This window comes from Paraburkholderia sp. D1E (assembly GCF_052682275.1).
The window spans coordinates 3,387,537-3,413,877 of record NZ_JBQYMB010000001.1 but is presented as its reverse complement, the minus strand read 5'-3'; the positions used below and the strand labels follow the sequence as shown (position 1 = coordinate 3,413,877).

Sequence of the window (26,341 nt, the reverse complement as noted above, 5' to 3'; positions counted from 1 at the left end):
ATCCCCCGCGATGTGTCGCAGATGACGAGGCCGTGCCTCGCCACCGCGACTCGACGCACATAACAGGATCGAGCATGGAAAGCTTCTATACCGACGAACAGCGGATGATCCGCGATGCCGCCCGTGACTTCGCCACTGGGCGCCTCGCGCCATACGCCGGGCAGTGGGATCGCGACGCAAAGCTGCCGGCGGAAGTCGTGACGCAAATGGGCGAGCTGGGTTTCCTTGGCATGATCGTGCCGTCCGGGTGGGGCGGCTCCTATACCGACTACGTGGCCTATGCGCTCGCGCTCGAAGAGATCGCCGCGGGCTGCGCCGCCTGCGCCACGCTGATGAGCGTGCATAACTCGGTCGGCTGCGGGCCGATCCTGAACTTCGGCACGGAAGCGCAAAAGGACCGCTATCTGCAAGACCTTGCCACCGGACGCCGCATCGGCGCGTTCTGCCTGACCGAGCCGCAAGCCGGCTCCGAGGCGAACAATCTGCGCACCCGCGCGGTGCTGCGCGACGGCAAATGGATTCTCAACGGCAACAAGCAGTTCGTGACCAACGGCGCGCGCGCCAATATCGCGATCGTGTTCGCCGTCACCGATCCTGACCGCGGCAAGCGCGGCCTGTCGGCCTTCATCGTGCCGACCGACACGCCGGGTTTCAACGTCGGCAAGCCCGAACACAAGCTCGGCATTCGCGCCTCGGACACCTGCCCGATCTCGCTCGACGATTGCGCGGTGCCCGAAGCCAATCTGCTCGGCGAACCCGGCGAAGGTCTGCGCATCGCGTTGTCGAATCTCGAAGGCGGCCGTATCGGTATTGCCGCGCAGGCGGTCGGCATCGCGCGGGCCGCATTCGACGCCGCGCGCCTCTACGCGAACGAACGCATCCAGTTCGGCAAGGCACTGAAGGACCACCAAACGATTGCCAACATGCTTGCTGATATGGCGACCCGCCTGAATGCCGCGCGTTTGCTCGTGCATCACGCGGCGCGGCTGCGCACGGCGGGCAGGCCGTGTTTGTCCGAGGCTTCGCAGGCCAAGCTGTTTGCCTCGGAACTCGCCGAGGAAATCTGCTCGAATGCGATCCAGATTCACGGTGGCTATGGCTATCTCGAGGACTACGCCGTGGAGCGCCATTATCGCGACGCCCGTATTACTCAGATTTACGAAGGAACCAGCGAGGTGCAGCGGATGGTTATCGCGCGCCACGTTTAAACGCAAGTTAGACGGCGTTTGAGCGCAGAATAGCCTGCTAGCAAGGTAAGAAGCAGAGGCAAAAAAGCAGAGCGCATATCGCGCCACAAGGAGACGACAATGACTGCAGCGAAGGGCTTTCTCGAAGCGCGTGACCTGTTGTTGCGCCATCGAACCGATTACGAGCGCGCCTACCGCGAATTCGCGTGGCCGGCGCCAGGCGAATTCAACTGGGCGCTCGACTACTTCGACGTGATCGCGCGAGATAACGACAACCCGGCGCTGTGGATCGTCGACGATCTGGCAAGCGACGGCTTACGTCTCTCTTATGCGCAGATGTCGGAACGCTCGTCACGCATGGCGAACTTCCTGCGGAGCCTCGGCGTCGGTCGCGGCGACCGCTTGCTGCTGATGCTGCCGAATCGCGTCGAACTCTGGGACGTGATGCTCGCCGCCATGAAGCTCGGCGCGATCGTGCTGCCGGCCACCACCCAGCTTTCTGCCGACGACGTGCGTGACCGCGTGCAGATCGGCGGCGCGACTTTCGTAGTGGTCGATAGCGCGGAGTTGGCCAAATTCGATGCACTCGATGTGCCGCTCACACGTATCTCCGTCGGCGCACCGCGCGACGGCTGGATCGACCTCGCCGCGGCCTATGACGCGTCGCCGCAATTCACGCCGGACGGTGTCACGCAATCTACCGATCCGCTGCTGCTGTATTTCACGTCGGGCACCACGTCCAAACCGAAGCTGGTCGAGCACACGCACCAGAGCTATCCGGTCGGCCATCTGTCGACGATGTACTGGATCGGCCTGCAACCGAACGACATCCACTGGAATATCAGTTCGCCGGGCTGGGCCAAGCACGCGTGGAGCTGCTTCTACGCGCCGTGGAATGCGCAGGCCTGTGTGTTCGTTTTCAACTTTCCGCGCTTCGTGCCAAAAGACACGCTCGACGTGCTGGTGCGTTTCAACGTCACCACGCTGTGCGCGCCGCCTACCGTCTGGCGCATGCTCGTGCAGGAGCATCTCACCGACTATCCGGTGAAGCTGCGCGAGATCGTCGGCGCGGGCGAACCGTTGAATCCGGAGATCATCGAACGCGTCAGGCACGCGTGGGGCATCACGATTCGCGACGGGTTCGGCCAGACCGAAACGACCTGCCAGATCGGCAACCCGCCGGGGCAACCGGTGGTGCCGGGTTCGATGGGCCGCCCGCTGCCGGGCTACACAATCGCGCTCCTCGATGCGGACGATCAACCCGTCACCGAAGGCGAAATCTCGCTGCCGTTGGCCGAACGCCCGCTCGGCTTGATGACCGGCTACGCGAACAACGCCAACGCCACCGCGCAAGCCATGCGCAACGGGTTCTATCACACCTCCGACGTCGCGCTGCGTCGTGATGACGGCTACTACGTGTACGTTGGCCGCGCCGATGACGTCTTCAAATCGTCGGACTACCGGCTGAGCCCGTTCGAACTCGAAAGCGTGCTGATCGAACACGAGGCAATCGGCGAAGCGGCCGTGGTACCGAGTGCCGATGCGCTGCGTTTGTCGGTGCCGAAAGCGTTCGTCACGGTGCGTCAGGGCTACGAAGCGGGCCCCGAACTCGCGCGCGCGGTCTTCGCGTTCTCGCGCGAAAAACTCGCACCGTACAAGCGGATTCGCCGCCTGCAATTCAGCGAATTACCGAAAACCATCTCCGGCAAGATCCGCCGCGTCGAATTGCGACGCCGCGAAATGGAACGCGAGGCTGAGCCCGCGCGCCTGCCCGGCGAGTATTGGGAAGAGGACTTCCCGGATCTGCGTTGATTATTTTTAATCCCAATCACTGTCCGGCCGCGACGCGGCCACTGCACAGGAGTTCCAGCATGAGCGCAATTGCTTCGAACAAGGCCGCCACCGTCAAACTGCTGATCAACGGCGAGTTCGTCGAATCCAAAACGACCGAATGGCGCGACATCGTCAACCCGGCTACGCAAGAGGTGCTTGCACGCGTACCGTTTGCCACCGCCGATGAAGTGAATGAAGCGATCCGCTCGGCGTACACCGCGTTCAAGACGTGGAAGGACACGCCGATCGGCGCGCGCATGCGCATCATGCTGAAATACCAGGCGCTGATTCGCGAGCATTCACCGCGCATCGCCAGGACCTTGAGCGCTGAACAGGGCAAGACGATTCCCGACGCGGAAGGCGATATCTTCCGCGGGCTCGAAGTGGTCGAGCATGCCTGCTCGATCGGCACCTTGCAGCAGGGTGAATTCGCCGAGAACGTCGCGGGCGGTGTGGATACCTACACGCTGCGTCAACCGATTGGCGTATGCGCCGGCATCACGCCGTTCAATTTTCCGGCGATGATCCCATTGTGGATGTTCCCGATGGCGATCGTTTGCGGCAATACGTTCGTGCTGAAGCCATCCGAGCAGGATCCGTTGTCGACCATGCAGCTGGTCGAGCTGGCGCTCGAAGCCGGCGTGCCGAAGGGCGTGCTGAATGTCGTGCATGGTGGCAAGGACGTGGTCGACGCGCTCTGCACGCACGAGTTGGTGAAAGCGATCTCGTTCGTCGGCTCGACGGCGGTTGGCACGCATGTTTATCGCCTCGGCAGCGAACACGGCAAGCGCGTGCAGTCGATGATGGGCGCAAAGAATCATGCAGTCGTGCTGCCCGATGCGAACCGCGAGCAGACCTTGAATGCGCTGGCTGGCGCCGGTTTCGGCGCAGCGGGGCAGCGTTGTATGGCGACCTCGGTAGTCGTGCTGGTGGGCGCGGCGCAGCAATGGTTGCCGGATCTGGTCGCCAAGGCCAGGACGCTTAAGGTCAACGCGGGCAACGAGCCGAAAACGGACATCGGCCCGGTGGTCTCACGCGCGGCGAAGCAGCGCATTCTCGGCCTGATCGAAACAGGTGTTAAAGAGGGCGCCACGCTGGCACTCGACGGCCGCGACGTGAAAGTGCCGGGCTACGAGCAAGGCAACTTCATCGGCCCGACAGTCTTCACCGACGTCACCACGGAGATGGAAATCTATCGCCAGGAAATCTTCGGCCCGGTGCTGGTGGTGCTGAATGTCGCGACGCTCGATGACGCGATCGCGCTCGTCAATCGCAATCCGTTCGGCAACGGCGTGGGTCTCTTCACACAAAGCGGCGCGGCGGCGCGCAAATTTCAGAGCGAGATCGATATCGGGCAGGTCGGCATCAATATTCCGATTCCGGTACCCGTGCCGTCCTTCAGCTTCACTGGTTCACGTGGCTCGAAACTGGGCGACCTGGGCCCTTATGGCAAACAGGTTGTGCAGTTCTACACGCAAACCAAAACCGTCACCGCCCGCTGGTTCGACGACGATACCGTCAACGACGGCGTCAACACGACCATCAGCCTGCGCTGAGTCCCGCGGTCTATTGCTTTGCATGGGATAGGAGTAAGCGCTAAAGCGCTAACTCCTATCGAGCTTTGCATGGGATGGGAGTAAGCGCTGAAGCGCTAACTCCCATCGACACAGGAGAGAACATTATGAAAATAGGCTTTATCGGACTCGGCAACATGGGCGCGCCGATGGCGCTCAACCTGCTCAAGGCAGGCCACGCGGTCAACGTATTCGACCTCAACGCGCAGGCTGTGCAGGCACTCGTCGACGCGGGCGCCAAAGCGGCAGGTTCGCCGAAAGCCGCGGTGACCGACGTCGAATGTGTGGTGACGATGCTGCCCGCCGCCGCACATGTGCGCAGCGTGCTGACAGCGGACGACGGGGTCTTCGCGGGCATCGCGAAAGGCGTGACGATCATCGATTCGAGCACCATCGATCCGGCGAGCGTCAAGGCATTCGCCGAGCTTGCCGTGCAACACGGCAACACCTTCGTCGACGCACCCGTCTCGGGCGGCACCGGCGGCGCGGCGGCCGGTACGCTGACCTTCATGGTTGGCGGCAGCGCGAGCGCCTATGAGCAGGTCAAGCCAGTGTTGTCGGCGATGGGCAAGAACATCGTGCATTGCGGCGAGACCGGGACCGGTCAGGTCGCGAAGATCTGCAACAACCTCGTGCTCGGCATCACCATGGCCGGCGTGGCCGAGGCGATGTCGCTGGGCGAGGCGCTTGGCATCGACCCGAAGGTGCTGGGTGGCATCATCAATACCTCAACGGGCCGCTGCTGGAGTTCGGACACGTATAACCCGATGCCCGGCGTGATCGACACCGCGCCGTCCACGCGCGGTTATACCGGTGGCTTCGGCACCGATCTGATGTTGAAGGACCTGGGCCTCGCCACCGACGCCGCGAAATTCGCGCGTCAACCGGTGTATCTCGGCGCACTTGCACAGCAGCTTTATCAGACGATGAGCACCAAAGGCGCAGGACGTCTGGACTTTTCCGCGGTGATCAAGCTGTACCGTCAGGACGGTAAGGACGGAGACGCGTCATGATCGAACTCGACTACGCACACGACGGCGCCGTCGCGCTGCTGACGCTCAAACGGCCGCCCGCGAATGCGTTCACGCCGGACGGTTTGTTGCAATTGGAGCAGACGGTCGAGCGTCTGAACGGTGAAGCGCGCGTGCGGACCATCGTGATCACGGGCGACGGCCCCAGGTTCTTCAGCGCGGGCGCCGACCTGAACACCTTCGCTGACGGCAATCGCGAGGTCGCGCGCACGGCGGCGACACGCTTTGGCGCGGCGTTCGAGACCTTGCAGAACGCGCGGCCGGTGGTGATCGCCGCGATCAACGGCTACGCGATGGGCGGCGGGCTCGAATGCGCGCTGGCCTGCGATATCCGTATCGCCGAGCAACACGCATTGATGGCGCTGCCCGAAACGGCGGTGGGTTTGCTGCCATGCGGCTGCGGTACGCAGACGTTGCCTTGGCTGGTCGGCGAAGGCTGGGCCAAGCGAATGATTCTGACCGGCGAACGCGTCGATGCAGCGACTGCATTGCGTATCGGTCTCGTCGAAGAAGTGGTGGAAAAGGGCGCGGCGCGCGAGGCAGCAGTGACGATGGCTGCGCGTGTCGCGACATTGAGCCCGCAAGCGGTTGGTTTCAGCAAGACGCTGATTCACCAGGGCCGCAATGGCGTGCCGCGCGCGGCGGCCCTGGCGGTGGAGCGGGAGCGCTTTGTCGATCTGTTCGACGGCGCCGATCAGCGCGAAGGCGTCAATGCGTTTCTCGAGAAGCGCGCGCCACGCTGGCAGGTGACACACGTGGGGCAGGCGGAGCACGTAGCGGACGCTGAGCGGGAGACCCGTCGATGAGCACCTTGCAGAGCGTGGCGCTCGATACGAACGTTGAAGCGGAGCGCGAGATTCTGTTTCGTGTCGTCAACCGTGTGGCGATCATCACGCTGAACCGGCCGGCCGCGCTCAATGCGCTATCGCATGCGATGGTGCGCGAGCTTGCCGTACTGGTCGAACACTGCCGTACCGACGACGGCATCGTTGCCCTCGTGCTGAAAGGCGCCGGTACCAAGGGATTTTGTGCTGGAGGCGACGTACGCGAGGTGCACCGGCTCGCGAAAAATGGCGACAGCCGGTGGCTTGCGTTCTTCGTCGACGAATACCGGCTCGACTATGCGTTGCACGCGTTTCCGAAGCCGGTGGTCGCCTTGCTCGACGGTATTTCGATGGGCGGCGGCATGGGGCTCGGCCAGGCGACGCGGCTGCGCATCGTCACGGAACGCAGCAAGATTGCGATGCCGGAGACCCGCATCGGCTTCCTGCCGGACGTCGGTGCGACGCGTTTCCTGAGCGTGATGCCGGCGGAGGTCGAACTGTATGTCGGGCTCACGGGCGTGACGTTATCGGGCGCCGATGCGCTGCGCCTGCTACTGGCGGACCTGTGTGTGCCGGCGGAGTGGCTTGGCACCTTCGAGGAGCGCTTGCAGCGCATGTCGCACGCAGGGGACTTGATGGCTGCATTGCGCGGGGTGTTCGAGCCGCCGTGCAACATCATTCCACACGCTGCTTTGGGGCCGTTTACCCCGTTGATCCTGAGGCATTTCGACCGGCGTTCGAGCATCGAGCGGATCGTCGCGACATTGCGCCACGATCTGGAGCGCGAGCCGCCGCGCGAGGTGAAGCAGTGGCTGCAATCGGCTTACGACGCGATGACCGGGCACTCGCCCACGATGCTCTACGTCACGCGCGAGGCGCTTCTGCGCGGCCGGCAGATGACCTTGGCTGAGTGCTTCCGGATGGAGTTGGGCATCGTCAAGCGGGTGATCGAAGAGGGCGATTTCTGCGAAGGCGTGCGGGCGCAGTTGATCGACAAGGATCGCAAAAGCCGGTGGGCGCCCGCGACGCTCGCGGAAGTGCGGCCGGATCGCGTCCGGCATTTTCTGGCGTCGCCGTGGAAGAGGGAAACGCATCCGCTGTCTGCATTGGGCGCCGAAGAAGGCTGATGTAACCAGCGCCTGCGACGCCCTACGACGCGGCAGCGGGCGCTGATCGCCGCCAGGTCCCGGCACCTGGTGCAAGTGCACCAGAGCGCCTGGTGCATTGGCTATTGGCGCGGCGGCGCGATTTGGTCCATTCTGCGGTCTGGACAGGCTCTCGTGTGCGCGCCTCGCGTGCCAATAATAATGACCGCAACAACCCCCGCTGCATCCTCCCCACCGGTGCAATCCACCGTCTCAGACGATCCCCAGCCGCCAGCCGACGACAAGGTGCTGCGCACGCAGACCGACCGTCGCCAGTTGCAGCAGATCATCACGGGGCTGACCGAGGGCGTGATCCTCGTCGAGCCGGACCAGACCATTGTCTGGGCGAATCAGGCCGCGTTGGAGATGCACGGCATCACTGAAGTCGCGCAACTGGGCGCCGACGTCACCGAATACCGCGAGCGCTTCCGGCTGCGTTACCGCAATAACCATCCGCTGCCCGAGGGTAGTTATCCGATCGAACGCGTGGTGGCGGGCGAGTGTTTCAGCGACGTGGTGGTCGAGGTCTTTCCGGCCCACGACGACGAAGTGAACTGGGTGCATCGTGTGCGCAGCCTCGTGCTGACTAATGCCCGCGGCGAGCCCGATTGCCTTGCGCTGATCCTGCACGACGCGAGCGAGTGGGCGAGCGCCGAGAAGCGCTTCGAGAAGACCTTCAACGCCAACCCCGCGCCGGCCATCATCTGCCGCCTCAGCGATCAGCGCTACATCAAGGTCAATCAGGGTTTTCTGGAGATGACCGGCTATGTGCGAGAGGACGTGATTGGCCGCTCGGTGTACGAACTCGACGTTTTCGAAGGCGCGGAGAAGCGCGAACTCGCCATCGAACGGCTCAGCGAAGGATCGACCATTCCGCAGATGGAGGCGCTGCTGCGCCTCCCCGAAGGCGGCAACAAGTTCGTGGTGGTGGCGGGCCAGCCGATTGATATCGGCGAAGAAGCCTGCATGCTGTTCACCTTCATGGATCTCGAACCGCGCAAGCGCGCCGAGAGCGCGCTGCGGCAGAGCGAGGAGCGTTTCGCGAAGTCGTTCCGGATGACGCCGGTACCCACCGCGCTGTTCGTCGCCGGCGATTACATGACGCTCGATATCAACGACGCCTTCACGGCGACCACCGGCTTCTCCTCCGAAGAGTTGCTGGGCAAGCAGTTGGACCAAAGCGGTCTGTGGAACGGCGACGCGTGCGCGCGGATCAGTGAGGCGCTCACCGGGTCCGGCAGTCTGCGTAACGTCGAATTCCAGGTGAACAATCACGCCGGCGACGTGCTGAACTGTCTTGTGTCGGCCGAAGCGGTCAGCATCCACGGCAAGGATTGCGTGCTGATGACCCTGCTCGACATCACCGAGCGCAAGCGCTCCGAAATGGAACTGGTGACGGCGATCGAAACCGTCATGCAGGACGCTTCCTGGTTCAGCCAGACACTGATCGAAAAGCTGGTCAACGTGCGGCGCGCGAACGCGCCCGATGCCGGCGGCCATTTCGCGGATCTGACCGCGCGTGAGCGGGATGTGTTCTCCTGCCTGTGCACAGGTCTCGCGGACAAGGAGATCGCCAGAGAATTGGGCCTCGCCCCGAACACGGTGCGCAACCATGTCGCCACGATTTACGCGAAGCTCGATGTACATAGCCGGAGCGAGGCGATCGTGTGGGCGCAGACCCGTGGCCACTTTGGCCTCACGCCTGCCAAAGCGCCGCGCCGCAAGGGCCCCAGGACGGCCTAGGTATTGTTCTCTCGCCTGTTTCCGCCGGGATTCCCGGTCGGGAACGAACCGTGCTGCTGAGCTTCGGCCGAGCCGGCGCGGCAGGCGTCGAAGCGGGTCGATCCGCAGGTTCAGACGCGGTGGCGTGCGGTTCAAATGCACCAGGCAATCCGGTGCATTCGCGCCTGTCGGCAGGGGCGGCGAACCGGGACAATGAAATCCTGCGTCGAGTGTCGGTGGGGATCGGCCCAAGCCGCTCAGGCATTGCGCGCTCGATGTCTTTTGTGTGCAACCCAGACTTTCAAGGAAATCATCATGGATAAGAATCGGGTCGAAGGTGCAGCGAAACAGGTCAAGGGATCCGTGAAGGAAGCGATCGGCAAGGTCACCGGCAACCGGACGACTCAGGCCGAGGGCGCGGCCGAAAAGCTGGCCGGCAAGGTGCAGTCTAAAGTCGGTGAAACTGCGGATGCGGTCCGCGATCGCGTGAAGCGCTAACGAGTTAACAACGAAGCAGCAACCGTAAAACGCCGGCTACGGCCGGTGACTGCTTGCTCATTCTGTTCAAGGAGAACATCGATGAATTCAAACCAGCTCGAAGGAACCGTGAAAGATGCGGCAGGCAAGGTGCAGGATGCCGTCGGTGGCTTGACGGGCGACGTCGACCTTCAGGCCGAGGGCAAAGTCCGTCAACTCGCCGGTAAGGCGCAGGCCAAGTACGGCGATAGCGTCGACCACGTCGCCGAGACGGCCCGCAACAATCCCATCGGCGCGCTGTTGATCGCGGTCGGCGTCGGATTTTTGTTGGGCAAGCTGATGTAAGTCCGCGATGCGCTACGACGCCGGGTGCGTCGCCTACCGGTGCACGAGGCGCGTCTCTCCGGCCCTGCGGGCGCCTTGGTTGTCCGATGATCCCGGCGCGTTCGAGGCACCGGATCTTATCGTCTGTTCGAGGAAAGTTCATGCTGGGATTCGACGTCTCTACAGCCCGGAAAGTCTGGACTGCGTTTCTGATCGCGCTGCTGCTGTTCATTCTCTATAGCGCGTCGTCCACCTTGCTGGTGGTCGTGTTCGCGGTCTTCTTCAGCTATCTGATCTACCCGATGGTCGATCTTGTCGACCGCTTCCGGCCGCGCCGCGTGCCGCGGGTTGCATCGATTGCGCTGGTGTTCGTGGTGGTGGTCGCAGTGATCGCGGTGGCGGGTTCGCTATTCGGCGTGCAACTGCAGGATCAGGCCACGCATCTGTTCGCGCAGTTGCCTGAATTGATGAAATCCGATGTACCCAATCGCTTTCCGCTGCCGCATTTTCTTGAACCGCTGCGCGAAAGGATTGTGGATTTCGTGCGTGGCCAGATCGAGACCGGTTCCGACAAGGCCGTGCCGATGGCGCGTAGTGTCGGGCTGGGCGTGGTGCATGCAGCGAGCAATCTGATTTACCTCGTGCTGATTCCGATTCTGAGCTTTCTGCTGATCAAGGAAGGTCCGCAGATGCGCGATGCGTTTCTTGATGTGCTGACGGACCGGCATCGTGTGCTGTGGGCCGAGATCGTCACGGATCTGAATGTGCTTTTGTCGAAGTATGTGCGGGCGTTGCTGTTTTTGTCGCTTGCGACTTTGATCTGTTATGGGGTGGTTTTTTCGTTGCTTGGGGTGCCGTATGCGTTTTTGCTGGCGGTGAGCGCGGCGTTGCTGGAGTTTGTGCCGTTTGCCGGGCCTTTGGGCGCCATTGCCATTACGCTCGTGGTAGGGAAGGTCTTATGTGGACGCCTCCCGGATTGCAAACAGTTTTGCGATGTTGACTGGCAGGTTTAGGCAGCACGCTTATGTCCGGCCCGTTTGCGCAGGTCGTTATTTGCCTGCAGGCCCTAATGGAATTCGCTGGCGAGGTCCTCATCTGCATATCGAACACAATGGTTCATCTTCCCTATCGGGTTTTCCTCGCCCCGGTCCAACCTGTTAGCCATCATGCAGCACGTGCTTGCGCTCCTTGGGGAAGTTGTGAATGTTGTAAATCGATAAACCGAAGCTAGGCGGTAGCGGGCGGCGATGCTTGATATTTCTCCGGTCGCGCCAGCACCGCCCAGATGGTTCTTGCTAACTTGTTGGCGACAGCGGCAACCGCTACGTTAAATGGCCTACGCTTGAGCAAACCATCAACCCAAGCCGATCGTTTGCCTTGGATGATCACCGAGCGGGCACCGTGCATCAATAGCGTGCGTAAATAAGTGTCGCCGCGCTTGCTCAGACCCATCTGCCGGACCCGTCCGCCGGTGCCGGATTGTCGCGGCACGAGCCCCAGCCATGCGGCGAACTCGCGGCCGGATTTGAACGTGCGTACGTCGCCTATAGCTGCGACGGTCGCTGTTGCAGTCAAAAGCCCAACACCAGGGATATCGGCAACCTTCTGACAGTCCGGGTTGTGGCGAAACAGGCTGCCAAGGCGCCGCTCCAGAACGGCCATTTCTCGATCGGTGTCCTGAGCGCGAGCCCATTGTTCCCTCAGGCTGTCGATTAGCATGGCGGGCAAACGTTCAGCGGCGCGTGCAAGCGCGGCGGGGAATGCTTTGCTGAAGGCCCGATAGCTTTCGGGCAACACTTCTCCGAATTCGTACAGCAAGCCACGCAATGCGTTCGTTTGCATGATGCGAAACTTCATCAGTTGAGCTCGCAAACGATGTATCGCCAGAACTGTTTGCTGAGCTTCGCTTTTGACCGCTACGAATCGTGCCTCTGGCTGTTGAGCAGCGGTGCAGATTGCCCGCGCGTCGGCCGCATCAGTTTTGTTCCGCAGTACAAAGGGTCGTACAGAGCGTGCAGATATGAGCTTCGCTTCATGCCCAAGGGCTTGCAATCGTCTCGCCCAGTCGTGGGCACTTCCGCAGGCTTCCATCACGACAATCGAGGGTGCACGTTTCGCAAAGAACTCGAGCACTTGCGCGCGCTTGAGTTTGAATCGTTCAACTTGGCCGCTCTGCGGATCGAGCGCGTGAAGTTGAAATACTTGCTTGGCGATGTCCATCCCGATGATCGTGAGTTTCATTTCAGATTCTCCTTGAAGAACGGTTGACGAGCATCCTCACTTTCGCACATTCGGGCGACCGCGAGTTCTACTTTCCGCACTCGCTTCGCCATCTCCACGACGGCCCGTTTCCGGGGGGAGGCGTCCATACCATCTGCACAACCCGTTTTCTGTGCGTCGGCTGTTTGCAGCGCGTGGCGCATTTACACTGCAAACATGCAGGGATCTTGATCGCAGATTCTGATCGGCCAGGGCGACTCGCATTTGCAACGCACATGGCATCTACGCCTTCGTGTTTTACGCTTTGAGCAATTGCTTACGCGCCATCCACAGGTTGCCCAGCGCGAACAGTGTTGTGATCTGGGCCGTGTTTTTCGCCAGGCCCCGGTATCGGGTCTTTGTATAGCCAAACTGCTGCTTCAGCACGCGGAATGGATGCTCAACCTTGGCCCGGATTCCAGCTTTAAGACGCTCAATCTGATCGAATATTGCGTCCAGACGGTCATTCAGATCCAGCTGCTTTCGTCTGGATGGCCTCATCGCAACATGCCAGCGCGCTGAATCCTCATCGCAGCGCTTATGAATACCCTGATAGCCGGCATCAGCGTACACATCCGTTTCTTCGCCATGCAACAGCGACTGAGCCTCATTGATGTCGGCCATGTTGGCCGCTGTGCCGACAACCGTGTGAACCAGGCCCGACTGCGCGTCCACGCCGATATGCGCTTTCATCCCGAAGTACCAGCTACGGCCTTTCTGTGTCTGGTGCATTTCCGGGTCTCGCTCACCCGACGTATTCTTCGTCGAAGTGGGTGCTGAAATCAGGGTCGCGTCAACGACTGATCCTGCCTTGAGCATCAATCCCCTGTCGATCAGAATCTCATTGACCAGCGCAAACATCTGCACAGCCAGACCGTGTGCTTCGAGCAGGTGGCGAAACCGCAGAATCGTACTTTCGTCCGGCAACCGCGTCATGCCGCCATCCAGTCCCGCAAACTCGCGGTACAGCGGCATGTCATAGAGCGCCTCTTCCATCGCCGGGTCCGACAGTCCGAACCACTGCTGCATGAAATGGATCTGCAGCATCGTGGCAATCGGAAAGGGCGGGCGTCCCGTCTTACCCTTCGGGTAGTGCGGCTCGATCAACGCAATCAGCTTCGACCACGGCACCACGCACCTCATCTCTTCGAGAAATTCCCGCTTACGCGTGCGTTTCGTTGACAGATCCAGACCAAGACCCAGTTGCGCCATCAAGACTCTCCCTGATTAACTATCCTTCTTCCAGGATAGTCCACACACACGTCAACGCCAGGACTTTTGCAGATGGTATGGACGCCTCCCCCCGGAAACGGGCCGTCGTGGAGATGGCGAAGCGAGTGCGGAAAGTAGAACTCGCGGTCGCCCGAATGTGCGAAAGTGAGGATGCTCGTCAACCGTTCTTCAAGGAGAATCTGAAATGAAACTCACGATCATCGGGATGGACATCGCCAAGCAAGTATTTCAACTTCACGCGCTCGATCCGCAGAGCGGCCAAGTTGAACGATTCAAACTCAAGCGCGCGCAAGTGCTCGAGTTCTTTGCGAAACGTGCACCCTCGATTGTCGTGATGGAAGCCTGCGGAAGTGCCCACGACTGGGCGAGACGATTGCAAGCCCTTGGGCATGAAGCGAAGCTCATATCTGCACGCTCTGTACGACCCTTTGTACTGCGGAACAAAACTGATGCGGCCGACGCGCGGGCAATCTGCACCGCTGCTCAACAGCCAGAGGCACGATTCGTAGCGGTCAAAAGCGAAGCTCAGCAAACAGTTCTGGCGATACATCGTTTGCGAGCTCAACTGATGAAGTTTCGCATCATGCAAACGAACGCATTGCGTGGCTTGCTGTACGAATTCGGAGAAGTGTTGCCCGAAAGCTATCGGGCCTTCAGCAAAGCATTCCCCGCCGCGCTTGCACGCGCCGCTGAACGTTTGCCCGCCATGCTAATCGACAGCCTGAGGGAACAATGGGCTCGCGCTCAGGACACCGATCGAGAAATGGCCGTTCTGGAGCGGCGCCTTGGCAGCCTGTTTCGCCACAACCCGGACTGTCAGAAGGTTGCCGATATCCCTGGTGTTGGGCTTTTGACTGCAACAGCGACCGTCGCAGCTATAGGCGACGTACGCACGTTCAAATCCGGCCGCGAGTTCGCCGCATGGCTGGGGCTCGTGCCGCGACAATCCGGCACCGGCGGACGGGTCCGGCAGATGGGTCTGAGCAAGCGCGGCGACACTTATTTACGCACGCTATTGATGCACGGTGCCCGCTCGGTGATCATCCAAGGCAAACGATCGGCTTGGGTTGATGGTTTGCTCAAGCGTAGGCCATTTAACGTAGCGGTTGCCGCTGTCGCCAACAAGTTAGCAAGAACCATCTGGGCGGTGCTGGCGCGACCGGAGAAATATCAAGCATCGCCGCCCGCTACCGCCTAGCTTCGGTTTATCGATTTACAACATTCACAACTTCCCCAAGGAGCGCAAGCACGTGCTGCATGATGGCTAACAGGTTGGACCGGGGCGAGGAAAACCCGATAGGGAAGATGAACCATTGTGTTCGATATGCAGATGAGGACCTCGCCAGCGAATTCCATTAGGGCCTGCAGGCAAATAACGACCTGCGCAAACGGGCCGGACATAAGCGTGCTGCCTAAACCTGCCAGTCAACATCGCAAAACTGTTTGCAATCCGGGAGGCGTCCACATAAGACCTTCCCTAGCTTATAAGCGGGTCCCCCGCACAGTTGCGGTAGTGGTGCATCTGGAATCTGTGCTCTTGCACATTCGGCTCTGGTGACAAGGCAGTCATACTTCCGGCGGCGCTGCGCGCGCCGATGCGGTGCTTCTACGGTGCTTCTATGGTGTTTTAGCGGGGCGTTGGTGTCGTCGGTTTTAAGCTTCCCCGACTGTGTTGCCGGCCAATACGCCCGTCGGCGGTAATGCACTTTGTGCCCCGTGGACGCGTGAAATCCAGAATACTCCGAGCAGCGCGATTGCGACCGCTGCCCATCCAACGGTCCCGTATCCTACGATCTGCCCCGTCGGTGAACTGCTCAGCATCAGGCCGCCAATCCACGCGCCGCATCCTGTGCCCAAAGCCTGTAGTGCACTGTTGGCGCTAAGGAAAGCACCCCGCCGGGCAGGTTCGGGCACAGTAGTTAGGAGTGCCTGCATCGGCACCATCCGCCCGGACATCAGCACCATGAAAAATGGGAAAAACATTACCAGCGCATAGAACGGTAGATCCGGCAGATGCGTTACGAACAGGACGGGCAGAAACGAAAGTATTGCCGCAATCCGGAATACGCGCCGTGCGCCGAATCGATCAGCAAGCCTGCCCACCCGGCGCGAAGTGAAAAATGTCGCTGCGCCACCGGCCATATACAACCACGACAACTGCGCCGGAGCCACGCCGTGATTGGCGACCAATACAGGCGAGATAAATGGGATCACCAGCATATGCGCGATCATCATCATGAACGTCAGCGCAAACGCATTCATGTGCCGCGGGTTGCTCAATAGACGCCACAAATCCGGTAACACCTCGCCCAGCGCCGGTTGGTGGCGGCTCAAATGCTCGGCCAACGAAGGGACCAGTTGCCAGCCGGCAACCCAGACGACCAGCGACAACACCACCAGCAAATAGAACGGGGCCGCCCAGTTGAAGTGCGCACCGAGCATCACGCCAGCCGGCACGCCGGCAATCGCGGCCAATGAAAAGGCGGTCATGATCGTGCCGGTCGCGGCGCCGCGACGCTGCACCGGGATGACGTCGCCGACGATTGCCATGATCACCGAGCCCAACACCCCACCTGTGATGCCCGCAAAAGCGCGCGCGGCAAGCAGAAGGGGAAAGGTGCTCGCCAATGCGCATGCGAGATTCGAAAGCGCAAATAGCGCATACACCGTCAGCAACAGACGGCGCCGGTCGAAGCGGTCGATATAGGTCGCCGCGAATAAACCCGACAGCCCCGAACACCACGAATACGCAGACACGGCCGTCGCAAACGCGGCCGGTGTGATACTGAATGAGTGCATGATCTGCGGGCCAAGCGGCATCATCACCATGAAATCCATGATGATGGTGAACTGCGTCAGCGCAAGCAGCCACAGCAAACGGCGCTCATGCTTTGTGCTAATTGAATACATCGGTCAATTCCTTATTTTTGTTCGAAGCACGCCGGTTGTTGGGTTCACGCATCTTGCAGAGCTCATGTAGCCGGTGCGGCTCACGGATTACCGCTCGGCCTCCGCATTTCATGCGGCTCACACGGCTCACGCAATTCACGCAGTTCATCACACGCCCGCTACGGACGGTCAGTCGTCGAGCGTTTCATGCACGGCTTCGGCACCCTGTTTCCAGTAGCTGGCGGCGCGAATGCGCGACTTGTCGACGCCGCGTTCCGTGCACAGGTGGTAGCGCACCGCACGCATCGTCGCGGATTCGCCGGCGGCCCATACGTAGCCTTCGCCGTCTTCGGGCAAGTAGATTTCGCGTACCGCTTGCAGCAAGGCGTCGCCGCGATAGCCCGATTCGCTGCGATGGCGCCAGATGATATGCAGTTCGGCCTGCGTCGTGAATGTGATCTGTGCCGACTGATCGGCCACTTCGATCACAGCCGCGACGCGTACGCCGGCAGGCAGCTCTTCGAGGCGGCGGGCGATTGCCGGCAGCGCGGTGTCGTCGCCGATCAGCAAATGCCAGTCGAAGCCAGTCGGTATCACCAGCGAGCCGCGCGGGCCGCCGACGCCGAGGTACTGACCCACTTTGGCTTGCGCCGCCCACGTTGCAGCCGGGCCGGCCTCATGCATGGCGAACTCGATATCCAGTTCGCGCGCTTCAGCGTCGAAGCGGCGCGGCGTGAAATCGCGGGCAATTGGGCGCGGCTGACCGGCGGGAAACACGGGACCGTCAGGGCCGGCTTCGGGCAGTACGGGTTTGTCGGCGCCGGGTTCGGGGAAGAACACTTTGATGTGGTCGTCGAACGAAGCGGAGACGAAGTCGTGCAAATCCTCGCCCGTGAAGGTGACGCGAATCAGATGCGGGGTCAGCGCGTGCACCTCTTTGACCTGCAACAGACGGAACTTCAGCGGATGCCGCACGCGATAAACTGCCAGATCGGTCCGGTTGTCATTTGTCAGCATAAGGTGCCACTCCTGTCGGTTTGGTTGGCGTTCGAAGCTGCTCATGGGCACCTTCGAACGCGAGTGTCGGATAGCGCGATCTCAAGCGGTGGGTTCGCCGCTGCCTTCGTCGCCCCGGGGATTGCCTTCGCCTTCGATTTCATTTGCCGCGCGCATCAGGATCGCGGCGATGCGGCGCTGTTCGGCGGCCGGCACGTTGTCACGGCGCAGGAGTGCATGCTTCAGTGCGCGGCGCGCTTCGCTCAGTTCCGGCAGCCAGCCGCCTTCGCTGACGTCGGCGGGCTCCTCACCGGCAAACGCGCGGCGTACGGAATCCATCTTGCGGGCGATATGCGTCAGTTTGGCGAGCATCAATTCGACGCGGTCGCGATTGGCAGCCAGGTACTCGCGGCCCGTTTCCGACAGCTCGTAACGCTTGCGGTTGCCTTCGAGTTGCACAGTCACGTAGCCGAGTTCTTCCAGATACGTAAGCGCCGGATAGACCATGCCGGGGCTCGGGCTGTAGAAACCGTTCGAGCGTGTTTCGAGCGCCTTGATCAGTTCGTAGCCGTGGCTAGGTTGAGCATCGATCATCGACAGCAGCAGCAGTTGCAGATCTTCGGAAGTGAATTTGCGGCCGCGCGGAAAGCCGTCGCCTTCGCCACCGAAGCCGCCCGGGCCGCCGCCGCCGAAACGTCCGCCGCGACCGCCGCCGCGTTGCTCGTGATGGCGGCCGATTGCGTGCCACAGCGCGTGCAGCGAGAAGCGGTCGTAGCCGTGGTGGCCGAAGCGGTGGCCGTGACCGAAGCCGCCTCGGTCGTCGCGGTCACTGCCTTCACCGCGCTCGCCGTGGCGGCCATTGCCACGCTCGTCGCCGCGGAACTCGTGCCGGCCGCGTCGGCCACGCTCGTCGCCATGAAACTCGTGCCAGTCGCCACGTCCGCCATGGTGAGATTCAAAGCCGTCACCGCCGCGCTCGCCGCGGTACTCGTAGTGACGGGCGAATGCGTGCCAAAGCGCATGCAAAGACGGGCGGTCATACCCTGCGAAGAAACCTTCGTCCGCACCATGCGAACGGGAAAAACGATGTTGATGACGCATCTTGGGTACTCCCATTTGTGTCTTAAGATGTGTCGTAAGATATATATCTAAAGATACTTTGTCAAACTTATTTTGTGCCTGATATCGGCAGACAACAAAGTCTGCGGGAAGCGGAAATGGGCCGTTCAGAGACAACAAAGTCTGCGGCAACACGAATTTTCGTTGTGCGACGCACAATTTTTTAGGGAGTGATTTGCCTGCAGTGCACCCGCGGAGACTCGAGCTGCCAGTAGACAAAGCTAGTCATGATGGCAAAGTGCGAGCTTTTCTCGTATTGCAGCTTCTTCCCATCGAGTCGGAGCTCAGTCGCAAGTGGACGAACGCGTATTGCGGCGCTTTGCGATAGATCGGGCACTAAATCTCTGTTAGTCAGGCGGAGATTTCAGGGCGGTATGGAAATTTCTGTGGGCTAAGGATGTTTTCGAGCCCTTACGTCAAGGCTCTTTGAAGCTAACAATCCGCCAGATTGCCGAAGAAGAACCCGGATCTGTTCAATGTCGGCTCAGGCCGATCAACTGTCTGTCACTTCGCGTTTGTGATTGGCAGGTCACCCATCTCACCACTGCAGGCGAATATTTATATGCGCCGGTTTGTGCTGGCATGGAAGAAGCTCGGACTTCAGCGCAGTCTTGAGAGTCGCATTGTGACCAACGCGGACGATCTGGTGATCCTGTGCAAGAAAGGGAAGCATTGTCACGAATGCGCGAGATCATGGGCAAACTGAAGCTGACGGTCAACGAGGAGAAGACACGAATCTGCAAGGTGCCGGAAGGCGAATTCGACTTTTTGCGTTATACGGTTTACTTCAAAAGTTCAACTGAAGGTTGGGCCGTCGGTCTCTGGTCGCTGATGCTGCATACCACGGATGGTGGCGCGACCTGGTCGAAGCTTACGTTGTCACCGCCGGGTGCGAAGAAACTCGACCGCAACCTGTACTCGATTTTCGGGGATCGGCATGACAACCTGTTTATTGCGTGCGAGCAGGGGAGCGTAGCCCGCTCGACCGACGGCGGCCAGACATGGACCTTTGTCGACACGGGCTACGCGGGTTCGTTCTGGACCGGTGTTGCGTTGCAGGATGGCACGCTGCTGGTTGGCGGATTGCGCGGAACCGTGTATCGCAGCACGGACGGCGGCAATACGTGGCTGCGCTCGAACACGGCGTTCAGGAGTTCCGTGACGGATATGGTTGAGATGCCGGACAAATCCGTGGTGACGGTTGGGCTCGACGGCGTTTCTTCTTTCAGCAAGGATGACGGAGTGAGCTTCGCCGGCAAGCAGCGAGCCGATCGGACCGCATTGACAGCGGTTGTCGAGGGACGTGACGGTCGAACGGTTTTCTTTTCCGCAAGCGGTCCGATACATCCGTAGTGCCGGCTTCTGTGCGCAGGGCGGTGTTCGTCAAACACCTGTTGCTGCCCTGATCTCGCACAGGGGCGGAAACCCCCTTTCTATCGAACGGTTCCATACGGCATTCTTCGAGGGACAGTGTTTTGCCGGGGCGCGGTGCCCGTCAGACCATGTAAACCACGCTATTAAGCAGCGTCTTCACGAGCACCGCCTGGCGCGTCGCGCCGGTTTTTGCAAACACACCGCGCAAGTGCGCTCGCGCTGTAATTTTGGTCATGCCGAGGGTATCGGCTGCTTCGTCGAGTGTGAGGCCGTCGACCAGCAGCAGGGCGATTTCGGTTTCGGTCGGTGTCAGGCGAAACAGTTTGCGCAGTGAATTTTTCGGTGTGCCGGAAGGATCACGAATGAAGACGGCGACGGCCGGCCGCCGTTTCTTGTCTTCCGCACAGTAGTTCAGCGGATATCGTTCTCAGAACGCATGCCGCACACCGACATTGAGTACGACCTGGCTTTGTCCGGCGAGGCCGTCCCCATAGAATGCTTCCGCAGCCTGATTGCGGTTTTTCAGCAGGCCGAGATTGGTAAATACGCCAGTCCGTTTGGACAGGCTGTAGTCGGTAGTCAATCTGACGAAAGCCGCACTGTCGGAACTCCCGGTCTGTTTCCGGTACACCGCATCGGCCGACAGCACCAGAGCCGGGGTGACCGTGTAATCACCGCCGACGCCATACACCGCCGCACGTCGCAACAAACCGTCGAGCTGCGGGTACTGGCTGTTCGCATACCCCGCGCGCAGACGTACCACACCGAAGGTATAGTTCGCGCCGAGTTCCCAGAGTTCCGACGCGAAGGGCGCAATCGCATCATTACGTCTGTGGTACACGGCACCTAGATTCAGCGGACCGTTTCCATAGGCGAGTGCGAGCTCGATGACCTGATTTGCACCCGGGCTTCCCGCCACACCTCCCACGCCATAGAGCGCCGAAGCCTGAAGGCCGCCTAGCACAGGTGTCTTGTACTTGACTGCGTTGTCGACCAGGTCGCTGACTTCATCGAAGCCGGTCAGGCGGAATACCGACAGGTTGTATCCGCCCCTGAAGAAGCTGCCGACCATGGTGTCGTCGCCCAGATTCCACTGGCGGCCCAGTGTGACCGTGCCGAGCCCGCCGTTCAATCCGACCCACGATCCTCGATTGAACAGTGCCGTACCGGCCAGCTTGCCAGTCGGCGTGTCAAAACCCGCTTCCAGCTTGTAGATAGCGCTGAGACCGCCGCCGAGGTCTTCGTTGCCGGTGAAGCCAAAGCGCGACGTCCCCCAGGAAATGCCGTCGTCCATTTTCACAACGGTCCCGCTTCGACCGGTCGACTGGTCGTACACACTGCTGGCGGAGACGAGGCCAGTGTTGATAAAGCCATACAGCGTCGCACTGCTTTGTCCCGCAGCTGCCTGTGCGACAACCGCGAGCGACGCGGCCGTCATGATTCTCTTCATGTCGTTCTCTAAATGAATTGGGATAGTTCGACGCTCCGCGCATGCACGCCGAGCGAGCGGTTCCGCCGTTCACTCGCTAATCTGACTGGCGGTAAATTGCGCAGCGCTCTGCATGCGTCGAGACTTTCTGGTGAATGCCGTGTACAGCAGGGCGCCTGCAGCGGCAGAGAAGAACCAGTTGAATGGGCCAACGAAATCGAACGCTGGCACGAGACTGATGATCATCGAAGCAATGGCCGCAGGAACGAGTGCGCCGACCGCCGCGAGATTCCAGCCGCGCGTGTAGTAATAGCGGCCGCTTGACGAAGCCGAATAGAGATCGTCGCGTCTGATGTCCTGGCGTTTGACGACGTAATAGTCCGCCACCATGATTCCGTAGAGCGGTCCGAGAACGCCGCCGATCGTGCCGACAAAGAAATTGATCGCAGTCGGCGAACTGTAGAAATGCCATGGCAGTGTAAAGAGAACAATGCCACCGCCGATCAGCCCGCCCGTCCTGAAACTGATTTTCGAAGGGGCAGTATTGGCGAGGTCGAATGCCGCCGACACGAAGTTGGCGACGATGTTCACGCCGATCGCGGCGATGATGAAGGTCAGTGACCCCAGTGCGATCGCGGTGCCGTTGTCGATACGCCCGACGACCTCGATCGGGTCCATCACGGCCTGGCCGAACACCGCTGTCGTACCGGAGGTGACGACCACTGTGACGATCGAAAACATCCAGTTGATCGGCAGACCGAGCAGGTTGCCACGCTTCATGTCCTTCGCGGTGGGCGTGTAGCGCGTGAAATCGCCGAAGTTCAGTAGCAGGGTGGAGAAGTAGCTGACGATCAGGGCCGCGACCTTGATGATCTCGCCGACCGTCTGCGAAGTGCTGAGCGATTTCTTTGTCAGGCTTAAACCGATGTTGCCCCAGCCGGCCTTCGAAACGATTCAGACTGCCAGCACGAGCATGACGACATACACTGCGGGACCGGCCCAATCGATAAACGAGCGAACCGTCTCCATCCCCTTGTAGAACAGCATCAGTTGAAGTGCCCACATCGACAGGTAGCATCCCCAGCCGAGCGCCGACAACCCGACAAAACTGTGTTGCAACGTCGCAAACGCCTGCAGTGAGGGAAAAAAGCGCAACAGGACGATCTGCATCGATACCGAGGCGAGATACGTTTGCACGCCGTACCAGACGATCGCAATGGTGGCGCGGATGAGCGCGGGCAGATTGGCGCCGAACACACCGAACGACATCCGTGCGGCGACCGGAAACGGAATGCCCACTTTCTGGCTCGGCTTGCCGACGAGGTTGATAAACAGGTAGACAAGCATGATGCCGCCGAGCATGCCGATCAGGACTTGCCATCCGGTGAGCCCGGTGGCGAACAAGGCGGCTGCAAATACATAGGTACCGACGTTGTGCACGTCGGTCATCCACAACGCGAACAGGTTGTACGTCTTCCAGGTTCGCTTTTCGTCCGGGACCGGCGCGAGATCTTCGTTATATAAGCGGGGACTAAAGCCGCTCGGGACAGATTCGTGTTCCATGTCTTTTCCTTGATCGCCACAGGGGCATCACTAAAACGGAGGGCGTCAGCCGATCATTGACCGGCGAGCGTGACCAGTGCGTCGCTGAGAACCTGCGCGCCGGCCGCGAGATCCTCGGGCGTGGCGTTCTCCGCTTCGTTATGGCTGATCCCCTTTTCACAAGGAACGAAGATCATCCCGGTCGAGCAGAGCTTGAACATGTTCTGCGCGTCATGTCCGGCGCCAGAATAGATTTCCATATGGGCGTGATCGAGACCGTGAGCCGCCGTGCGCACGGCGGCAAACGCGTCGTCGGCGAACCTGATCGGTTTTTCACGCGAGATTTCGCTCAACTCTGCAACGCACGGTTGTGCCTGTTCATGCAGGATTGCTTCGATTGCATCGCCGCGCACGGTCAATACCTGCTCGTCAGGGTGACGGAAGTCGATCGTGAATTCGACGGATGAGGGCACGACCGCCAGCGAGTTCGGCAATACGTTGAAACGCCCGACAGTGAAACGAACGATGTCGTCGGGATCGGCCATCAACTGGCTCAGCGCATGGATCACCCGCGTGGTGGCCATCAGCGCGTCCTTGCGTGAAGCTTGAGGCGACGTGCCGGCATGCGCGGCCTCGCCGGTAATGCGGATGACAAAGCGGCGCCATCCCTGGATGCCGGTTACGATGCCGACGCGCTTGCCCTGTGTCTCGAGGATGGGTCCCTGTTCGATGTGCGCTTCGAGGTAGGCTTTGGGTTGCGCGCCCAGTACGCGTCGCGACGTTTCCCCCAGCGTCTGCCATGTGCGTCTGACTTCCTCGCGCACTGATACTCCGGCGCGATCCTTGATCTCGAGCAAGGTGTCGAGCCGCTCAGGAAATGCGTACGCTTTCGACCCCATCAGCGAGTGCTCGAACCGAGCGCCTTCTTCATTGGTCCAGCCGACGACCTCGATGGATCGCCCGGTCTCGATGCCGGCCGCCGCAATGGCCTCCAGCGCTTCGAGCCCGGCGAGTACGCCGTAGATACCGTCGAAGCGTCCGCCGGCCGGTTGGGAATCGATGTGTGAACCCGTCATCACCGGCGGCAGATCGTCTCGCCGGCCAGGGCGGCGGATGTACACGTTCGCGATGTCGTCCATGGCGAACGCGAAACCGAGATCGTGCGCCCAATCGCGTAACTGGACGCGTGCCTGGATATCTTCGGTGCTTAATGCGAGACGCGTGACGCCGCCTGCCTGTGTGGCCCCCAGTCTGGCCATCACGAGATGCCGTTTCCACAGACGGTCTGAATCGACGAAAGAAGAAGCTCGCGCAATGTCGGTACTGGCGGGCGTGACAGTGGTGCTCATGGGATGCAACTCCAGAAAGTCCAGTTCAGAAGACCGGCTTCGTTGGCGATAGCGCGCCGAAACCGGCAACGTGGCTGCGCCGTCGAAACCCCGCGGGGTCCGCGAGGCAGCCCACACCTGATGGATGCGCGACATTACGCGTCGGCCGGGGTACCGACGATTCTCTACGGCACGGGGCCGAAAGATCCGCTGGACGCCAACGTGCATCGTGCGAACGAACGGATCAAAGTCGCCGATCTGCGCCTCGCCACGGAAGTAGTGGCGCGTTTCGCCTACGACTGGTTAGCGGGCGAGCGCCCCTGAGCCCAGACGTTCCGACCGGGTTGCCTGCTGGAGAATGCCATGAGTCAAGACCAAACGCAGCGCGCGATAGCGCGCCTGTGTGAGTTCGCCGCGTCGGTGCGTTATGACGACATTCCTGAACCGGTGCGGCGGCATGCCGCGGTGGTGTTGGCCGACACGGTTGGGGCCTGCGTCGCGGGGGCTGGCGCGCCGGAACTGGAATTCCTGCGTGCCGAAGCGCCTGCCGGTAACGCGCTGATGCTGGGCACTGCCGTGCGGACCACGCCCGCGCATGCAGCCCTGTTCAATGGTGCAGCGGGCACATGGGCGGAGCTCGACGAAGGTCATTATGGCTCCGGTGGTCATCCCGCGATTCACGTTGTGCCCGCAGCGCTGGCGATGGCTGAGGCGCGTCATGCCAGCGGCGCGGAACTGCTTGCCGCGCTCGTCGTGGGATATGAAGTCGCCGCACGCATCGGCGCGGCAAGCACGCTTCGAGCGGAAGTTCATCCGCATGGCACGTGGGGCGTGTGCGGTGGCGCAGTCGCGGCGGCCCGGATTCATGGCCTCGATGCGGTTCACTATGCGTCGCTGCTTTCGATCAGTGCATCGAGTGCGATCGCGGCGAGCCGGCAAGCTCCGCTTGACGGGGGGACGATCAGGAACATCTACGCGGGGATGGCCGGATCCACCGCGCTGCTATGTTGCAATCTGGCCATGGCCGGCATCACCGGCGGCCCGGATGATCTCGAGACGGTCTTCGGACGCATATGGGGCGAGCGCTTCGACGCGACGCAACTGGTCGATGGTCTGGGCACGCAGTGGGCGCTGTCGCACAATTTCATGAAACGCTACGCGTGTTGCCGTGACACGCAGGGCGCACTGGAGGCGCTCTCCGCGGCGCTTGGGCCAGGCGGCCGGACGCCGGAATTATTCCGGCGGGTAACGAAGGTACGCGTTCAGGTGCCCGACGGCGCGCGGGCGATGAGCAACGTCGCGCCGGTCAATACAATCGCCGCTAGATTTTCGATACCGTTCGTCGTTGCGACGTGGCTTTATCACGGCGACGCGGATATCGCGATGTTCGATCAGCCCGCTGTGGCCAACGCCGACATTCTCGCTTTGGCGAAGCGTGTTTCGCTCAAGACGAACCACGCCGTCACACCGGACGACGGAGACAAGACCCGATTTACTGCGATCGAAATTACGCTCGACAACCAGGAGCGGTTGCGCGGCTCGGCGCACCGCTATCCCGGTGACTTCGATCAACCTTTTGCCGGCGGTGAACTGCAATCGAAGTTCGAACGGATCACGGCGCATCGATGGTCTCGCGACGAAGCCGACGGGCTCTACGTGTCGCTTGAGCATACTGAAGAGTACGTCGATGTGAATGAGCTTACGCAGCTATTCTGTGGGTGAGTTTACCTAAGCTCGAGACATCCGCAGAGCACATCGCGCAACACACCTCCGGCAAGTCGAACCTGAAGCGCGTCTGGCTCGAACTCGGCGGTAAGTCGCCCAACATCGTGATGCCCGATGCCGCGACCTTGATCGCGCGGCGAATGCGGCGGCTGCTACGGTCCGGGTCAATTGCTACGATGAAAGCGGCGACATGAACTTCCCGTTCGGCGGCTACAAGCAATCGTGCAACGACCACGACAAGTCGGTGCACGCGTTGGAGAAGTACATCGAGCTGAAGTCCACGCCAATGCGGCTGCGCTAAAGTTCGCCAGGACGGGACGGCGACGCGCT

The 26,341-nt window shown here is 61.0% G+C and carries 22 protein-coding genes and 3 pseudogenes; 16 read left to right on the top strand and 9 right to left on the bottom strand.

What is annotated here, in order from left to right; translation table 11 throughout:
* Window positions 1-74: 74 nt before the first annotated feature.
* The 10 genes from ACUN0E_RS15340 (at window position 75) to ACUN0E_RS15295 (ending at window position 11,130) form a co-directional block, all read left to right on the top strand.
* Complete coding sequence (locus ACUN0E_RS15340; RefSeq protein WP_408484591.1) at window positions 75-1,208, top strand: acyl-CoA dehydrogenase; 1,134 nt, start codon at window positions 75-77, stop codon at window positions 1,206-1,208.
* A gap of 99 nt (window positions 1,209-1,307) precedes the next feature.
* The gene (locus ACUN0E_RS15335) at window positions 1,308-2,999 is read left to right on the top strand and encodes an AMP-binding protein (RefSeq protein WP_445567139.1); all 1,692 of its coding nucleotides are present in this window, start codon (window positions 1,308-1,310) and stop codon (window positions 2,997-2,999) included.
* Between the two features lie 59 nt (window positions 3,000-3,058).
* The gene (locus tag ACUN0E_RS15330; RefSeq protein WP_445567138.1) at window positions 3,059-4,576 is read left to right on the top strand and encodes a CoA-acylating methylmalonate-semialdehyde dehydrogenase; all 1,518 of its coding nucleotides are present in this window, start codon (window positions 3,059-3,061) and stop codon (window positions 4,574-4,576) included.
* A 125-nt stretch (window positions 4,577-4,701) separates the two neighbouring features.
* A complete protein-coding gene (gene mmsB, locus ACUN0E_RS15325) occupies window positions 4,702-5,607 on the top strand; it encodes a 3-hydroxyisobutyrate dehydrogenase (protein ID WP_445567137.1) in 906 nt (301 codons plus the stop codon).
* A complete protein-coding gene (locus ACUN0E_RS15320; RefSeq protein WP_445567136.1) occupies window positions 5,604-6,431 on the top strand; it encodes an enoyl-CoA hydratase in 828 nt (275 codons plus the stop codon). The genes mmsB and ACUN0E_RS15320 overlap by 4 nt, the downstream gene beginning before the upstream one ends.
* Window positions 6,428-7,576, top strand: a complete 1,149-nt coding sequence (locus ACUN0E_RS15315) for an enoyl-CoA hydratase/isomerase family protein (protein WP_445567135.1) — start codon at window positions 6,428-6,430, stop codon at window positions 7,574-7,576. Before ACUN0E_RS15320 ends, ACUN0E_RS15315 begins: the two co-directional genes overlap by 4 nt.
* A gap of 180 nt (window positions 7,577-7,756) precedes the next feature.
* Window positions 7,757-9,337, top strand: coding sequence for a PAS domain S-box protein (locus ACUN0E_RS15310; protein ID WP_408511155.1), 1,581 nt, complete (start codon window positions 7,757-7,759; stop codon window positions 9,335-9,337).
* A gap of 294 nt (window positions 9,338-9,631) precedes the next feature.
* The gene (locus ACUN0E_RS15305; RefSeq protein WP_325046323.1) at window positions 9,632-9,814 is read left to right on the top strand and encodes a CsbD family protein; all 183 of its coding nucleotides are present in this window, start codon (window positions 9,632-9,634) and stop codon (window positions 9,812-9,814) included.
* A gap of 81 nt (window positions 9,815-9,895) precedes the next feature.
* Complete coding sequence (locus ACUN0E_RS15300; RefSeq protein WP_105506373.1) at window positions 9,896-10,138, top strand: CsbD family protein; 243 nt, start codon at window positions 9,896-9,898, stop codon at window positions 10,136-10,138.
* Between the two features lie 140 nt (window positions 10,139-10,278).
* On the top strand, window positions 10,279-11,130 hold the full coding sequence (locus ACUN0E_RS15295; RefSeq protein ID WP_445567134.1) for an AI-2E family transporter: 852 nt from the start codon (window positions 10,279-10,281) through the stop codon (window positions 11,128-11,130).
* 214 nt (window positions 11,131-11,344) lie between these two features.
* On the opposite strand, the gene ACUN0E_RS15290 is transcribed toward ACUN0E_RS15295, so the two are convergent.
* Window positions 11,345-12,358, bottom strand: a complete 1,014-nt coding sequence (locus ACUN0E_RS15290) for an IS110 family transposase (protein ID WP_445565288.1) — start codon at window positions 12,356-12,358, stop codon at window positions 11,345-11,347.
* Window positions 12,359-12,634: 276 nt separating this feature from the next.
* Window positions 12,635-13,588: an IS5 family transposase gene (locus ACUN0E_RS15285; protein ID WP_445566635.1), complete on the bottom strand. Its 954-nt coding sequence runs from the start codon at window positions 13,586-13,588 to the stop codon at window positions 12,635-12,637.
* 205 nt (window positions 13,589-13,793) lie between these two features.
* Here ACUN0E_RS15285 and ACUN0E_RS15280 point away from each other — a divergent pair, with 205 nt between their 5' ends.
* A complete protein-coding gene (locus ACUN0E_RS15280; RefSeq protein ID WP_445565288.1) occupies window positions 13,794-14,807 on the top strand; it encodes an IS110 family transposase in 1,014 nt (337 codons plus the stop codon).
* A gap of 455 nt (window positions 14,808-15,262) precedes the next feature.
* Here ACUN0E_RS15280 and ACUN0E_RS15275 read toward each other — a convergent pair whose 3' ends face one another.
* The 3 genes from ACUN0E_RS15275 to ACUN0E_RS15265 all read right to left on the bottom strand — a co-directional run bounded on the left by ACUN0E_RS15275 (window position 15,263) and on the right by ACUN0E_RS15265 (window position 18,595).
* A complete protein-coding gene (locus ACUN0E_RS15275; protein WP_445567133.1) occupies window positions 15,263-16,519 on the bottom strand; it encodes an MFS transporter in 1,257 nt (418 codons plus the stop codon).
* Window positions 16,520-16,687: 168 nt separating this feature from the next.
* Window positions 16,688-17,515, bottom strand: coding sequence for a siderophore-interacting protein (locus ACUN0E_RS15270; RefSeq protein ID WP_445567132.1), 828 nt, complete (start codon window positions 17,513-17,515; stop codon window positions 16,688-16,690).
* 81 nt (window positions 17,516-17,596) lie between these two features.
* Window positions 17,597-18,595 carry a PadR family transcriptional regulator gene (locus ACUN0E_RS15265; RefSeq protein WP_445567131.1) on the bottom strand — a complete coding sequence of 333 codons (999 nt, stop codon included), beginning with the start codon at window positions 18,593-18,595 and terminating at the stop codon, window positions 17,597-17,599.
* A gap of 711 nt (window positions 18,596-19,306) precedes the next feature.
* On the opposite strand from ACUN0E_RS15265, the gene ACUN0E_RS15260 reads away from it, so the two are divergent.
* The gene (locus ACUN0E_RS15260) at window positions 19,307-19,966 is read left to right on the top strand and encodes a YCF48-related protein (RefSeq protein WP_445567130.1); all 660 of its coding nucleotides are present in this window, start codon (window positions 19,307-19,309) and stop codon (window positions 19,964-19,966) included.
* Between the two features lie 142 nt (window positions 19,967-20,108).
* On the opposite strand, the pseudogene ACUN0E_RS15255 reads toward ACUN0E_RS15260, so the two are convergent.
* The 4 genes and pseudogenes from ACUN0E_RS15255 to ACUN0E_RS15240 form a co-directional block, all read right to left on the bottom strand.
* Window positions 20,109-20,405, bottom strand: a pseudogene (locus ACUN0E_RS15255) (helix-turn-helix transcriptional regulator); the annotation flags it as partial.
* Between the two features lie 9 nt (window positions 20,406-20,414).
* Window positions 20,415-21,437, bottom strand: coding sequence for a porin (locus ACUN0E_RS15250; protein ID WP_445567129.1), 1,023 nt, complete (start codon window positions 21,435-21,437; stop codon window positions 20,415-20,417).
* Window positions 21,438-21,506: 69 nt separating this feature from the next.
* Window positions 21,507-22,979 (bottom strand): annotated as a pseudogene (locus ACUN0E_RS15245) (NCS1 family nucleobase:cation symporter-1).
* A gap of 53 nt (window positions 22,980-23,032) precedes the next feature.
* The gene (locus ACUN0E_RS15240; protein ID WP_445567128.1) at window positions 23,033-24,307 is read right to left on the bottom strand and encodes a M20 family metallo-hydrolase; all 1,275 of its coding nucleotides are present in this window, start codon (window positions 24,305-24,307) and stop codon (window positions 23,033-23,035) included.
* Window positions 24,308-24,427: 120 nt separating this feature from the next.
* Here ACUN0E_RS15240 and ACUN0E_RS15235 point away from each other — a divergent pair, with 120 nt between their 5' ends.
* From ACUN0E_RS15235 to ACUN0E_RS15220, 4 genes and pseudogenes are all read left to right on the top strand, one after another.
* Window positions 24,428-24,610 (top strand): hypothetical protein, encoded by a 183-nt coding sequence (locus tag ACUN0E_RS15235; RefSeq protein WP_445567127.1) that lies wholly within the window; start codon window positions 24,428-24,430, stop codon window positions 24,608-24,610.
* 39 nt (window positions 24,611-24,649) lie between these two features.
* Window positions 24,650-26,008 (top strand): MmgE/PrpD family protein, encoded by a 1,359-nt coding sequence (locus ACUN0E_RS15230; protein WP_445567126.1) that lies wholly within the window; start codon window positions 24,650-24,652, stop codon window positions 26,006-26,008.
* Window positions 26,005-26,205: an aldehyde dehydrogenase family protein gene (locus tag ACUN0E_RS15225; protein WP_445567125.1), complete on the top strand. Its 201-nt coding sequence runs from the start codon at window positions 26,005-26,007 to the stop codon at window positions 26,203-26,205. Before ACUN0E_RS15230 ends, ACUN0E_RS15225 begins: the two co-directional genes overlap by 4 nt.
* Window positions 26,160-26,312 (top strand): annotated as a pseudogene (locus ACUN0E_RS15220) (aldehyde dehydrogenase family protein); the annotation flags it as partial. The gene ACUN0E_RS15225 and the pseudogene ACUN0E_RS15220, both read left to right, overlap by 46 nt.
* Window positions 26,313-26,341: the final 29 nt, after the last annotated feature.